Below are 13,096 nucleotides of genomic sequence, written 5' to 3'. Positions count from 1 at the left end.
GGGCGAGGTCATCAAGACCGTCCCCGAGTCGAAGATCGTGGAGACGCTGATCGAGGAGGCGATGAAGATCGCCGAGGAGATGGAGAAGGACGGCGTGACGTCGGGCGAGCCGCAGGTCTCGGTGGCCGGCTGACCACGCCGGCCGGCCCGTCCGGCGCCCGGGGACGGGGCGGGTCCAGGACCGAAGCGGGATCCGGGGGCGGCGTCCCCCGGATTCCGCGGGTACAGTGCGGAGAAATCAGCAGACCCCCCGTGTGTGAGGCCCCGCGCGTGTTGACGCAGACCACATCCCGGGTCCTCGAACCGAGTGACCTGGACGCCGCACTCGCCGTACTCGACCGCGAGCCGGTCGCGAACGCCTTCGTGACGGCCCGCGTCCAGATCGCGGGCCTGGACCCGTGGCGGCTCGGCGGCGAGATGTGGGGCTGGTACGAGGGGGGCGTCCTGACGTCCCTGTGCTACGCCGGAGCCAACCTGGTGCCCATCTGCGCCACCCCCCGGGCCGTCCGCGCCTTCGCCGACCGTGCCCGCCGGGCCGGCCGCCGCTGCTCCTCGATCGTCGGCCCGGCCGAGCCCACCGCCGCGCTCTGGCGGCTGCTCGAACCCCAGTGGGGTCCGGCCCGCGAGGTCCGCGCCCACCAGCCCCTCATGGTCACCGACCGCCCGTCCGGCCTCATAGCCCCCGACCCCTACGTCCGCCGCGTCCGCAAGGACGAGCTGGAGACGGTCATGCCGGCGTGCGTGGCGATGTTCACCGAGGAGGTCGGCGTCTCCCCGCTGGCCGGCGACGGCGGCCTGCTCTACCAGGCCCGGGTCGCCGAGCTCGTCGGCGCCGGCCGCGCCTTCGCCCGCTTCGGCACCGACGGCAAGGTCGTCTTCAAGGCCGAGATCGGTGCCGCGACCGACCGCGCCTGCCAGATCCAGGGCGTCTGGGTGGCCCCCGAGCACCGGGGCAGGGGCGTCGCCGCCCCCGGCATGGCGGCCGTCCTGCGCTACGCCCTGACGGAGATAGCGCCCGTGGCGAGCCTCTACGTCAACGACTTCAACACGCCCGCCCGCAGGACGTACGAGAGGGTGGGCTTCCAGGAGGTCGGCGCCTTCATGAGCGTGCTGTTCTGAGCGGGCACGCCCTGTAGTCTCCCCGGCATGGTGCGCTTTCCCGGTCACGGCCGCTCCCACCCCGACGACATCGTGATCGGTCCCCTCGACCTCCCCGGCCACGTCGACGAGGCGCTGGCGGTACAGGCGGTCGCGTTCGGGCTCGGCCCCGACGAGGTGGCCGTACGCCGGCAGATCGTGCTGCGCCACATGACCCTCCCGGGCGCCCGGGCCTTCGGCGCCACCGTCAGGGGCCGCCTGGCCGGCTTCGTCTACGGCATGCCCAACGACCGCGCCCACTGGTGGTCCACCGTCGTCGAGCCCTACCTGCGCGCCCGCGGCCACGACGACTGGCTCGACGACTCCTTCGTCATCACCGAGCTGCACGTCCACCCCCGGCACCAGAAGCACGGCATCGGCCGCGCCCTGATCACCACGATCACCGACGGCGCCGAGCAGCCCCGCTCGATCCTCTCCGCGATCGACGTCGAGAGCCCCGCCCGCCGGCTGTACCGCTCGCTCGGCTACCAGGACCTCGCCCGCCAGGTCCTCTTCCCCGGCGCCCCCAAGCCGTACGCCGTCATGGGCGCCCCGCTGCCCCTCCTCCGCCGATAGGGACAATGGATTTCCGCCGCCCCGTCCCGCCCGGCTAACCTCCTGTCATCACCCAGACGCAGCAGGAGTACGAGAGCCATGGCGAAAGCACCGGTCCAGCGCATGTCCCAGTTGATGGCGAAGACGCTGCGCGACGACCCGGCGGACGCCGAGGTCCTCAGCCACAAGCTGCTGGTCCGCGCCGGCTATGTCCGCCGCACCGCCGCCGGCATCTGGACGTGGCTGCCCCTCGGCAAGAAGGTCCTCGCCAACGTCGAGCGCATCGTCCGCGAGGAGATGGACGCCATCGGCGCCCAGGAGGTGCTGCTCCCCGCCCTGCTGCCGCGTGAGCCCTACGACGCCACCGGCCGCTGGGACGAGTACGGCCCCGAGCTGTTCCGCCTCCAGGACCGCAAGGGCGGCGACTACCTCCTCGGTCCCACCCACGAGGAGATCTTCACGCTGATGGTGAAGGACCAGGCGTCCTCCTACAAGGACCTGCCGGTGATCCTCTACCAGATCCAGTCCAAGTTCCGGGACGAGGCCCGCCCCCGCGCCGGCATCCTGCGCGGCCGCGAGTTCCTGATGAAGGACTCGTACTCCTTCGACCTGGAGGACGAGGGCCTGGCGAAGTCGTACGCCCTGCACCGCCAGGCGTACCAGAGGATCTACGAGCGCCTGGGCCTCGACTACCGCATCTGCGCGGCCACCGCCGGCGCCATGGGCGGCTCCAAGTCCGAGGAGTTCCTCGCCCCCGCCGAGGCCGGCGAGGACACCTTCGCGGACTGCCCGAACTGCGACTTCGCCGCCAACACCGAGGCGGTGGCCTACGAGCTGAAGCCGGTCGACGCCGCCGGTGTCCCGGCCGCCGAGGAGATCCCCACCCCCGACACCCCGACCATCGAGACCCTCGCCGCCCAGCTCGGCGTGGAGGCCTCGGCCACGCTGAAGAACCTGCTGGTCAAGGTCGACGGCGAGATCGTCGCCGTGGGTGTCCCCGGTGACCGCGAGGTCGACATGGACAAGGTCGAGGCGCACTTCGCCCCGGCCGTCGTGGAACTGGTCACCGAGGCCGACTTCATCGCCCGCCCCGACCTGGTGCGCGGCTACGTCGGTCCGCAGGGCCTGGACAAGGTGACGTACATCGCCGACCCGCGCGTCGCGCCCGGCACCGCCTGGATCACGGGCGCCAACAAGGCCGACACGCACGCGAAGAACGTGGTCGCCGGGCGCGACTTCGAGGTCGACGCGTACGTGGACGTCGTGGTGGTGCGGGAGGGCGACCCCTGCCCCAAGTGCGGCACCGGCCTCAAGCTCGACCGCGCCATCGAGATCGGCCACATCTTCCAGCTCGGCCGCAAGTACGCCGACGCCCTCAAGCTCGACGTCCTCGGCCAGAACGGCAAGCCGGTCCGCGTCACCATGGGCTCCTACGGCATCGGCGTCTCCCGCGCGGTGGCCGCCCTCGCCGAGCAGACCGCCGACGACAAGGGCCTGTGCTGGCCCGCCGAGGTCGCCCCGGCCGACGTCCACGTGGTCGCCGCCGGCAAGGCGCTCCAGACCGAGCTCGCCCTCGACGTCTCCGAGAAGCTGTCCGCCGCCGGCCTCCGCGTCCTGGTCGACGACCGCGCGGGTGTCTCCCCGGGCGTGAAGTTCACCGACTCGGAGCTGATCGGGGTCCCGCGGATCCTGGTCGCCGGCCGCCGCGCGGCGGAGGGCGTCGTCGAACTCAAGGACCGCCGCACCGGCGAACGCGAGGAACTGACGGTCGAGGAGGCGGTGGCCCGTCTGACGGCCTGACACAGCCCCGGGCGGCCTGCCCGCGACTACGTGGCCGCGGGCGGGCGTGCCTCCCCAGTGCCTTGAAGGCCTGGGAGGTACCCAGGGGGAACGGAGCCCCGCCCGAGGGACGCTGTCGGTGAACCCCGTCATCGTCTGCGCGGCAGGTACCGGCAGCCGCCGGGCGGATGCGCCAACAGCATCCCGAGGGTGGGGGTGGGGTTCCTCCCGCTCATGGGGCCCCTCCCGCTCGAGCGAAGCCGGGAGCGGGGGAGAAGCCGGGAGCGCCGGGCCGCGCGACTCGCCCCCGCCCCACACCGACACCCTGCCGTGACTCCGACGCCGGCAGGGCGGGGCTGTCGGCGCCCGTCGGTCCGAGCGCCCGGGCTCAGAGCCAGCTCGCGAACTCCAACAACAGCTCCGCGTCCTGCTCGCGGCCCACACGGCGGGCCCGTACGCCCGATTCCACCGCGCGGAACAGCGTCCAGCCGCTCAGGCGTTCGCGGTCGACCTCCAGGGACTCCGCGAGGCGTTTCACCCGGCGGCGGGTCGTCGTGGCGCCGGAGGTCTGGGCGATGAGGTCCTCCACCCGGTCCCGCACCAGCCGGGCCAGGTCGAACGCGTGCTCACCGACCACCGGGTCCGGCCCCACCGCCAGCCACGGCGTGCGCTCCCCGGACAGCACCTTGCTCTGCCGGAACGTCCCGTGCAGCAGCCGCTGCTCGGGCGGCGCCGCCAACAGCTCCTCGCGGGCCGCCAGCGCGGCCTCCACCAGCGGAGCCACCTCCGGGTCGGCCGCCGCACTCGCCCGCATCGCCCGCGCCTGCCGCTCCGTGCGCTCGGCCACCGTCTCGAAGCCGTGCTCCTCTGGCGGGTCCACCCAGAGCCGGCGCAGCGTCCCCGCCGCCTCCAGCAACGCCTTCGCCTCCGGCAACGACCGCACCGACACATCCGGATGCAGCCGCTCCAGCAGCAGCACCCCCTCGGTCGCGCCCGGGACCGGCTCCAGCAGCCGGACCGCCCCCCGGCCGTCCCAGTGGGCCAGCGCGGCCCGCTCGCTCTCCGGGCGCGCCCGGCGCGGCGCCAGCTTCAGGACGGCGGGCGTCCCGTCGGCCGTCCGCACCAGCACGACCAGGCTGCTGCGCCCGCCCGGCACCTGCACCCGCTCCACGGTCAACTCACGCTGTGCGACGGCCTCGCGCGCCGCCTCCGGCAGCCTCTCCAGCCAGCCGTCGCCCTCGGGTGCCGTCTCACCGAGCGCCCTCACCAGACGCTTCGGCGGTTCGAAAACCATGCGCGAGTCGTTCCCTTCCTGCTGTACGCGGGGGCCGCCGCCCCGTCACGCCGTCGGCGCCGGGGTCCCCGAAGCCGTACCGCTCCGCTCGGCGAGCCCAGGGAAGGCTACGCTCTCGCCGCTCCAGCGCACCGACCGCACCGCCGCCTCCCGCATCGCCTCGGCGGCCCCCCGCCGCCGCTCGCCCCCGCTCGCGCGCACCAGATCGGCGTACACCCCGGCCACCCTGTCCTCCAGCTCCGCCGCCAGCCGGACCGCGGCCGCCGCGTCCGGCACCGGGAACGGCAGCGCGTACCCCGCGGCGGCGGCGACGGGGGCGCCCCCCGCGTCCTTCACCGCGCGCACCAGTGCGTCCCTGCGCGCCCGGTGCGCGTCGTACGCCGTCCGTGCCTCGGTGCGCCGGTCCTTGCCGATCCGCCCGCCGACGACCCCGTAGCCGTACACCGCCGCATGCTCCGCCGCCAGCGCAGCCTGCAGAGCCCGCAGTTCCCGGTCCTCCGCCTCGCGCGACTCGCTCACCCTCATGCCTCCGTCAGCAGATACGCGTGTGCCGCGCCGGCCGCCGCGACCGAGGCCAGCAGCCGGGCCAGCTCGCCCGGCGCGTCGAGGAGCGCCTTCGCGCGCCGGTCGGCGAGCTCCCGCTCGGCGGCGGCGAGCCCGGCGAGGGCGTCCTTCTCCTTCGCGGGCACGGCGGGCATGGCCAGCGCGGAGGCCGAGGGCGAGCCCGGCCCGGACGGCGGCGGGGACGGCGAGGGCTCCGCCGTCCCCCCGAACGCCTCCGCGTGCCGTACGACCTCCGCGCGCAGCGGACGCAGCCGCTCCGCCAGCTTCGGATGCGCGGCCACGACCGCGTCGTACCGCTCGGCCAGCTCCCTGCTGTCCCGGGCCGCACGCGCGCGTGCCCGGTCGGCGGCCGAGGGACGGCTGCCGCCGGAGGCACCGGGATCATCGGACCCGGCGGAGCAGCCCGCCACCAGCAGGGCCGCCGGGGCGGCGGCGAGCAGACTCCTTCTGCGCGGCCCCGAACGGGCGCGCGGAGACAGGGGGAACGACACGGCAGACGTCCTCGGAAGCTCGTACGAACGTGGCGACGGAAAAGGGCGGGCCGGGGCCCGTGATCACCGTACCCGTGCGCCCGCGCGGGGGCGCCCAGCGGCACCCTCCGTGACCGGGTGGACAGCAACACCCTCCGCGACCGGATACCCTTTGATCCAGACACGCGCACCGTCCCACAACAGCACACGCGGCCGAGGAGTCACCCGGATGAGCACCACCCAGAGCGAGAGGCTTCGAGAACTTCTGGAACCGCTCGTCAGCTCCCAGGGCCTGGATCTCGAAGAGATCGCCGTGGACGCGGTCGGCCGCAAGCGTGTGCTGCGTGTCGTCGTCGACTCCGACACCGGAGCGGACCTCGACCGGATCGCCGATGTGAGCCGCGCGCTCTCGGCGAAGCTCGACGAGACGGACGCGATGGGCAGCGCGGAGTACACCCTCGAGGTCGGCACCCCGGGCGCGGAACGCCTCCTCACCGAGCACCGGCACTACACGCGCGCCACCGGCCGCCTGGTCCGGTTCCAGCTCGCCGAGGGCGGCGAGCTGGTGGCCAGGATCACCGGGGTCGACGACGAGGGTCTCGACCTCGAGGTGCCCGGGGTGAAGGGCCGCAAGGCCACCGCGCGCAGACTCGCCTTCGACGACATCACCAGGGCGCGCGTCCAGGTCGAGTTCAACCGCAAGGACAACGAGAAGGAAGAGGAGGCGTAATCGTGGACATCGACATGAGTGCACTTCGGCTCTTGGTCAGGGAGAAGGAGATCTCCCTCGGCCTGCTGGTCGAAGCGATCGAATCGGCCCTCCTCATCGCCTATCACCGCACCGAGGGAAGCCGCCGGCACGCGCGCGTGGAGCTCAACCGGGAGACCGGACATGTGACCGTGTGGGCGAAGGAGGACCCCGAGGACCTCGAGGAGGGCCAGGAGGCCCGCGAGTTCGACGACACCCCGTCCGGCTTCGGCCGTATCGCCGCCACCACGGCCAAGCAGGTCATCCTGCAGCGCCTGCGCGACGCCGAGGACGACGCGACGCTCGGCGAGTACGCCGGCCGCGAGGGCGACATCGTCACCGGAGTGGTCCAGCAGGGCCGCGACCCGAAGAACGTGCTGGTCGACATCGGCAAGCTGGAGGCCATCCTGCCGGTGCAGGAGCAGGTGCCCGGCGAGACCTACCCGCACGGCATGCGGCTGCGCAGCTACGTCGTCCGGGTGGCCAAGGGGGTGCGCGGCCCGTCCGTCACCCTGTCGCGCACGCACCCCAACCTGGTGAAGAAGCTCTTCGCCCTGGAGGTGCCGGAGATCGCCGACGGGTCGGTCGAGATCTCCGCGATCGCCCGCGAGGCCGGCCACCGCACCAAGATCGCCGTACGTTCCACCCGCTCGGGCCTGAACGCCAAGGGTGCCTGCATCGGCCCCATGGGCGGCCGGGTGCGCAGCGTCATGGGCGAGCTGAACGGTGAGAAGATCGACATCGTCGACTGGTCCGACGACCCGGCCGAGATGGTGGCGAACGCGCTGTCGCCGGCCCGGGTCTCCAAGGTGGAGATCGTCGACATGGCCGCCCGGTCCGCCCGGGTCATCGTGCCGGACTACCAGCTGTCCCTGGCGATCGGCAAGGAGGGGCAGAACGCCCGCCTCGCCGCCCGGCTGACCGGCTGGCGGATCGACATCCGGCCGGACACGGAACAGACCGGAGAACGAGCCGGGGAACGGACCGGGGAATAGATCCAGGCCGCAGGCCGCTGAGATCACGACAGCTTTGCGCACGGCAAGTGTTCGATTCTTGCCCCAAAGGGGTGAGGTCGGCGCGGGGAGGTAGACTGAGGAGTGTCTGGCCGGACACGTGCTGGCGTATGCCCCGAGCGCACCTGCGTGGGGTGCCGGGAGCGAGCGGTCAAGAGCGAGCTGTTGCGCATCGTGGTGATCGAGGACGCGTGCGTTCCCGATCCTCGCGGTACGCTGCCCGGCCGGGGTGCCTATGTGCATCCCGTCCCGGTCTGTCTCGACCAGGCGGTGCGCCGCAGGGCGTTCCCACGGGCGCTCCGCGTCCCGGGACCGCTCGACGTAAAGGCGTTGCGCCTCTACGTCGAGCAGGCACAAGGTTGCTGAGCAGCGGCTCTCCGCCGGCTGGACAGGCAACACGCACGAACATGCCGCACGGAAGTCCCCGTGCGGTCTGGTACCTCGCGAGTCGAAAGCAGGTCGAGATTGCGATGAGCACTCGATGAGTACGCGATGAGTACGCCCATGAACTAGCGACGGTCCGGACGCAACCCGGACCTCAAAGGAGCGAAGTGGCTAAGGTCCGGGTCTACGAACTCGCCAAGGAGTTCGGTGTGGAGAGCAAGGTCGTCATGGCCAAGCTCCAGGAACTCGGTGAATTCGTCCGTTCGGCGTCTTCGACCATCGAAGCGCCCGTAGTACGCAAGCTGACCGACGCCTTCCAGCAGGGCGGGGGCAACGGCAAGTCCGCCGCGAAGCCCGGCGCGCCCCGCAAGGCGGCCCCCAGGCCCGCCGCGCCGTCCCCGGCGCAGGCGGCCCGTCCGGGTCCGGCCGCCCCGAAGCCGCCGGCAGCGCCCAAGCCCGCCGCGGCCCAGCCGCCGGCGGCTCCGTCGGCCCCGTCGGCGCCCGCGCCGGCGGCCTCCGGTCCCCGTCCGGGCCCGCGCCCCGCGCCGCGTCCGGCTCCGGCGGCCCCGGAGTTCCAGGCCCCGCCCGCGGCGGCGGCTCCGGCTCCGGCCGGTCCGAAGCCCGGTGGCGCGCGTCCCGGTGCCCCCAAGCCCGGCGGTCGTCCCGCCGGTCAGGGTGGTCAGGGTCAGGGCGGCCAGGGCCGTCCGGCCGGTCAGGGTCAGCGTCCCGGTGGCGGCGCACCGCGTCCGGGCGCCCGCCCGGCCGGTCCGCGTCCCGGTAACAACCCCTTCACCTCCGGTGGCTCCACCGGCATGGCCCGTCCGCAGGCTCCGCGCCCGCAGGGCGCGCGTCCCGGTCCGGGTGGTCCCGGCGGTGCCGGCGGTGCCGGTCCCCGTCCGCAGGCCCCCGGTGGCCAGGGCGGCGGTCCGCGTCCGCAGGCTCCGGGCGGGCAGCGCCCGACCCCGGGCTCGATGCCGCGTCCGCAGGGCGGTCCCCGTCCCGGCGGCGGCCCCGGCGGCCCGCGTCCGAACCCCGGCATGATGCCGCAGCGTCCCGCTGCCGGCCCGCGTCCCGGCCCCGGCGGCCGCGGTCCGGGCGGTGCGGGTCGTCCCGGCGGTGCCGGTCGTCCCGGCGGCGGCGGTGGCTTCGCCGGTCGTCCCGCCGGCCCCGGTGGCGGCGGTCGTCCCGGTGGCGGCGGCGGTGGCTTCGCCGGTCGTCCCGGTGGTGGCGGCGGCTTCGCCGGCGGCGGTGGCCGTCCCGGCTTCGGTGGCCGTCCCGGCGGTCCCGGTGGCCGTGGTGGCACGCAGGGCGCCTTCGGCCGTCCCGGTGGTCCCGCGCGTCGCGGCCGCAAGTCGAAGCGGCAGAGGCGCCAGGAGTACGAGGCCATGCAGGCCCCGTCGGTCGGCGGCGTGATGCTGCCTCGCGGCAACGGCGAGACCATTCGCCTGTCGCGCGGTGCCTCGCTCACCGACTTCGCGGAGAAGATCAACGCCAACCCGGCGTCGCTCGTCGCGGTCATGATGAACCTCGGCGAGATGGTCACCGCGACCCAGTCCGTCTCCGACGAGACGCTCCAGCTCCTCGCCGGCGAGATGAACTACACCGTTCAGATCGTCAGCCCGGAGGAGGAGGACCGCGAGCTGCTCGAGTCCTTCGACCTGGAGTTCGGTGAGGACGAAGGCGACGAGGAGGACCTGGTGGTCCGTCCGCCGGTCGTCACCGTCATGGGTCACGTCGACCACGGAAAGACCCGCCTCCTCGACGCCATCCGCAAGACGAACGTCATCGCGGGCGAGGCCGGCGGCATCACCCAGCACATCGGTGCCTACCAGGTCGCGACCGAGGTCAACGAAGAAGAGCGCAAGATCACCTTCATCGACACCCCGGGTCACGAGGCGTTCACCGCCATGCGTGCCCGTGGTGCGCGCTCGACCGACATCGCGATCCTGGTCGTCGCGGCCAACGACGGCGTCATGCCGCAGACGGTCGAGGCGCTCAACCACGCGAAGGCGGCCGACGTCCCGATCGTCGTCGCGGTCAACAAGATCGACGTCGAGGGCGCGGACCCGACCAAGGTGCGCGGTCAGCTGACCGAGTACGGCCTGGTGGCCGAGGAGTACGGCGGCGACACCATGTTCGTCGACATCTCCGCCAAGCAGGGTCTGCACATCGACAGCCTCCTCGAGGCCGTCATCCTCACCGCGGACGCCTCGCTCGACCTGCGGGCCAACCCCACGCAGGACGCGCAGGGCATCTCGATCGAGTCCCGGCTCGACCGCGGCCGCGGTGCCGTGGCGACCGTCCTCGTCCAGCGAGGCACGCTGCGGGTCGGCGACACGATGGTGGTGGGCGACGCCTACGGCCGCGTGCGCGCCATGCTCGACGACAACGGCAACAACGTCGCCGAGGCGGGCCCGTCGACGCCGGTCCAGGTCCTGGGTCTGACCAACGTCCCGGGTGCGGGCGACAACTTCATCGTCGTGGACGAGGACCGTACGGCCCGTCAGATCGCCGAGAAGCGCGCCGCCCGTGAGCGCAACGCCGCGTTCGCCAAGCGCACGCGCCGCGTGTCCCTGGAGGACCTGGACAAGGTGCTCAAGGCCGGCGAGGTCCAGCAGCTGAACCTGATCATCAAGGGTGACGCCTCCGGTTCGGTCGAGGCCCTCGAGTCCTCGCTGCTCCAGCTGGACGTCGGCGAAGAGGTCGACATCCGCGTCCTGCACCGCGGCGTCGGTGCGGTCACGGAGTCCGACATCGACCTGGCGATGGGCTCCGACGCCATCGTGATCGGCTTCAACGTGCGCGCCGCCGGGCGTGCCGCGCAGATGGCCGAGCGCGAGGGTGTGGACGTCCGGTACTACTCGGTCATCTACCAGGCGATCGAGGAGATCGAGGCGGCCCTCAAGGGCATGCTCAAGCCGGAGTACGAAGAGGTCGAGCTCGGCACGGCGGAGATCCGCGAGGTCTTCCGCTCGTCCAAGCTGGGCAACATCGCGGGTGTGCTCATCCGCTCCGGCGAGGTCAGGCGCAACACCAAGGCGCGCCTGCTGCGCGATGGCAAGGTCATCGCGGAGAACCTCAACATCGAGGGTCTGCGTCGCTTCAAGGACGACGTCACCGAGATCCGCGAAGGCTACGAGGGCGGTATCAACCTCGGAAACTTCAACGACATCAAGGTCGACGACGTCATCGCGACGTACGAGATGCGCGAGAAGCCGCGGGTGTAACACCCCACGGTGTGTGCCGGCCGGCGGGACCCACCCGGGTCCCGCCGGCCGGCGCGTGTGTGCGCGGACGCACGGCGTCGCGGCCGGCGGGGCACAATATCCGTCGATCGCCGCGCCCCCTTCGTTGTACGGTTCTGATGTCCCTGCCCACCACGGCTGGCGGGGCCATCGATCCCGTACCGGCGGGTGAACCGGTTGCACATGTATGTGGGGACGCTGTCCTTCGACCTCCTCCTCGGCGACGTACATTCGCTGAAGGAGAAGCGCTCCGTCGTCCGCCCGATCGTCGCCGAGCTCCAGCGCAAGTACGCGGTGAGCGCGGCCGAGGTGGATCACATGGACCTCCATCGGCGGGCGGTCATCGGCCTGGCCATGGTGTCCGGCGACGCGGGGCACCTGACCGACGTACTGGACCGCTGCGAGCGGCTGGTCGCCGGGCGCCCGGAGGTGGAACTGCTGTCCGTCAGGCGGCGCTTCCACGGTGAAGACGACTGACGACCACAGCCCAGAGATACGCAGACAGGAAAGAACGGGAGACGGACCAGTGGCCGACAACGCGCGGGCGAAAAGGCTGGCGGACCTCATCCGAGAGGTGGTGGCCCAGAAGCTGCAGCGCGGGATCAAGGACCCGCGGCTCGGCTCGCACGTCACCATCACGGACACCCGGGTCACGGGTGACCTCAGGGAGGCGACCGTCTTCTACACGGTGTACGGGGACGACGAGGAGCGCAAGGCCGCCGCGGCGGGCCTGGAGAGCGCCAAGGGCGTCCTGCGCTCCGAGGTGGGCCGGGCGGCGGGCGTGAAGTTCACGCCGACCCTGGCCTTCGTCATGGACGCGCTCCCGGACACGGCACGCACCATCGAGGACCTCCTCGACAAGGCGCGCCAGTCCGACGCCAAGGTGCGCGAGGCGTCCGCGGGCGCCACGTACGCCGGCGGGGCCGACCCGTACCGCAAGCCGGAAGACGACGAGACGGACGACACCGCCGAATGAACCGGAAGCCCACCACGCCCGACGGCCTTGTCATCGTCGACAAGCCGTCGGGCTTCACTTCGCACGACGTGGTCGCCAAGATGCGCGGCATCGCGCGCACCCGGCGCGTCGGCCACGCCGGCACCCTCGACCCGATGGCGACGGGCGTCCTCGTCCTCGGCGTCGAGCGGGCGACCAAGCTCCTCGGCCACCTCGCGCTGACCGAGAAGGAGTACCTCGGCACGATCCGGCTCGGGCAGAACACGCTCACCGACGACGCCGAGGGGGAGATCATCTCCTCCACCGACGCCTCCGCGGTCACCCGCGAGGCCGTCGACGCGGGGGTCGCCAAGCTGACCGGTGACATCATGCAGGTGCCGTCCCGGGTCAGCGCCATCAAGATCAACGGGGTGCGCTCCTACAAGCGGGCCCGGGAGGGCGAGGAGTTCGACATCCCCGCCCGGCCGGTCACCGTCTCCTCGTTCTCCGTGTACGACGTCCGGGAGGCGGTCGCCGAGGACGGCACCCCGGTGCTGGACCTGGTGGTGTCGGTCGTCTGCTCCTCCGGCACCTACATCCGCGCCCTCGCCCGCGACCTGGGCGCCGGCCTGGGCGTCGGCGGGCACCTCACCGCGCTGCGCCGCACCCGCGTCGGCCCGTACAAGCTGGACTCCGCGAAGACGCTGGACCAGCTCCAGCAGGAGCTGACGGTGATGCCGATCGCCGAGGCCGCCACGGCCGCGTTCCCGTGCTGGGACGTCGACGACCGGCGGGCCAGGCTGCTCACCAACGGGGTACGCCTTGAGATGCCCGAGGAGTACGCCGGCTCCGGAGCCGTGGCCGTGTTCGGCCCCGAGCGCCGGTTCCTGGCCCTCGTCGAGGAGCAGCGGGGCAAGGCGAAGAGCCTGGCCGTCTTCGGCTGACACGCGGGCGGGACCGCCCGTGGAGCGGC

The 13,096-nt window shown here is 72.7% G+C and carries 13 protein-coding genes and 1 pseudogene; 11 read left to right on the top strand and 3 right to left on the bottom strand.

Annotated features, from left to right (window positions below):
- The 4 genes and pseudogenes from ACF1DX_RS37980 to ACF1DX_RS37965 form a co-directional block, all read left to right on the top strand.
- Positions 1 to 133: pseudogene (locus ACF1DX_RS37980) on the top strand (4-hydroxy-3-methylbut-2-en-1-yl diphosphate synthase); the annotation flags it as partial.
- A gap of 137 nt (positions 134 to 270) precedes the next feature.
- Complete coding sequence (locus ACF1DX_RS37975) at positions 271 to 1,119, top strand: GNAT family N-acetyltransferase (protein ID WP_391795706.1); 849 nt, start codon at positions 271 to 273, stop codon at positions 1,117 to 1,119.
- A gap of 27 nt (positions 1,120 to 1,146) precedes the next feature.
- Complete coding sequence (locus ACF1DX_RS37970; protein ID WP_030871777.1) at positions 1,147 to 1,713, top strand: GNAT family N-acetyltransferase; 567 nt, start codon at positions 1,147 to 1,149, stop codon at positions 1,711 to 1,713.
- 78 nt (positions 1,714 to 1,791) lie between these two features.
- Complete coding sequence (locus tag ACF1DX_RS37965; protein WP_391795705.1) at positions 1,792 to 3,492, top strand: proline--tRNA ligase; 1,701 nt, start codon at positions 1,792 to 1,794, stop codon at positions 3,490 to 3,492.
- 367 nt (positions 3,493 to 3,859) lie between these two features.
- Here ACF1DX_RS37965 and ACF1DX_RS37960 read toward each other — a convergent pair whose 3' ends face one another.
- The 3 genes from ACF1DX_RS37960 to ACF1DX_RS37950 are packed head-to-tail and all read right to left on the bottom strand — an operon-like array spanning position 3,860 to position 5,820.
- On the bottom strand, positions 3,860 to 4,765 hold the full coding sequence (locus ACF1DX_RS37960) for an aminoglycoside phosphotransferase family protein (protein WP_391795704.1): 906 nt from the start codon (positions 4,763 to 4,765) through the stop codon (positions 3,860 to 3,862).
- Between the two features lie 45 nt (positions 4,766 to 4,810).
- Positions 4,811 to 5,290, bottom strand: a complete 480-nt coding sequence (locus ACF1DX_RS37955) for a ferritin-like domain-containing protein (protein WP_391795703.1) — start codon at positions 5,288 to 5,290, stop codon at positions 4,811 to 4,813.
- Positions 5,287 to 5,820 (bottom strand): hypothetical protein, encoded by a 534-nt coding sequence (locus ACF1DX_RS37950; protein ID WP_391795702.1) that lies wholly within the window; start codon positions 5,818 to 5,820, stop codon positions 5,287 to 5,289. Before ACF1DX_RS37950 ends, ACF1DX_RS37955 begins: the two co-directional genes overlap by 4 nt.
- Before the next feature lie 208 nt (positions 5,821 to 6,028).
- On the opposite strand from ACF1DX_RS37950, the gene rimP reads away from it, so the two are divergent.
- From rimP to truB, 7 genes are all read left to right on the top strand, one after another.
- Positions 6,029 to 6,529 (top strand): ribosome maturation factor RimP, encoded by a 501-nt coding sequence (gene rimP / locus ACF1DX_RS37945; protein WP_030871761.1) that lies wholly within the window; start codon positions 6,029 to 6,031, stop codon positions 6,527 to 6,529.
- 2 nt (positions 6,530 to 6,531) lie between these two features.
- Complete coding sequence (nusA, locus tag ACF1DX_RS37940) at positions 6,532 to 7,542, top strand: transcription termination factor NusA (protein ID WP_391795701.1); 1,011 nt, start codon at positions 6,532 to 6,534, stop codon at positions 7,540 to 7,542.
- Between the two features lie 102 nt (positions 7,543 to 7,644).
- Positions 7,645 to 7,926 carry a YlxR family protein gene (locus ACF1DX_RS37935; RefSeq protein ID WP_073936961.1) on the top strand — a complete coding sequence of 94 codons (282 nt, stop codon included), beginning with the start codon at positions 7,645 to 7,647 and terminating at the stop codon, positions 7,924 to 7,926.
- A 185-nt stretch (positions 7,927 to 8,111) separates the two neighbouring features.
- Positions 8,112 to 11,171: a translation initiation factor IF-2 gene (infB, locus tag ACF1DX_RS37930; RefSeq protein WP_391795700.1), complete on the top strand. Its 3,060-nt coding sequence runs from the start codon at positions 8,112 to 8,114 to the stop codon at positions 11,169 to 11,171.
- A gap of 201 nt (positions 11,172 to 11,372) precedes the next feature.
- Positions 11,373 to 11,666 carry a DUF503 domain-containing protein gene (locus tag ACF1DX_RS37925; protein WP_030871751.1) on the top strand — a complete coding sequence of 98 codons (294 nt, stop codon included), beginning with the start codon at positions 11,373 to 11,375 and terminating at the stop codon, positions 11,664 to 11,666.
- A gap of 49 nt (positions 11,667 to 11,715) precedes the next feature.
- Positions 11,716 to 12,165: a 30S ribosome-binding factor RbfA gene (gene rbfA / locus ACF1DX_RS37920; RefSeq protein WP_391795699.1), complete on the top strand. Its 450-nt coding sequence runs from the start codon at positions 11,716 to 11,718 to the stop codon at positions 12,163 to 12,165.
- Entirely contained in the window at positions 12,162 to 13,067 is a 906-nt protein-coding gene (gene truB, locus ACF1DX_RS37915) for a tRNA pseudouridine(55) synthase TruB (RefSeq protein WP_391795698.1), read from the top strand. Before rbfA ends, truB begins: the two co-directional genes overlap by 4 nt.
- Positions 13,068 to 13,096: the final 29 nt, after the last annotated feature.

This window comes from Streptomyces sp. NPDC014676 (assembly GCF_043084105.1).
In the GTDB taxonomy this organism is placed as follows: domain Bacteria; phylum Actinomycetota; class Actinomycetes; order Streptomycetales; family Streptomycetaceae; genus Streptomyces.
Note: the sequence above shows the minus strand (reverse complement) of the source record. Positions and strands in the feature narration are given on the sequence as shown.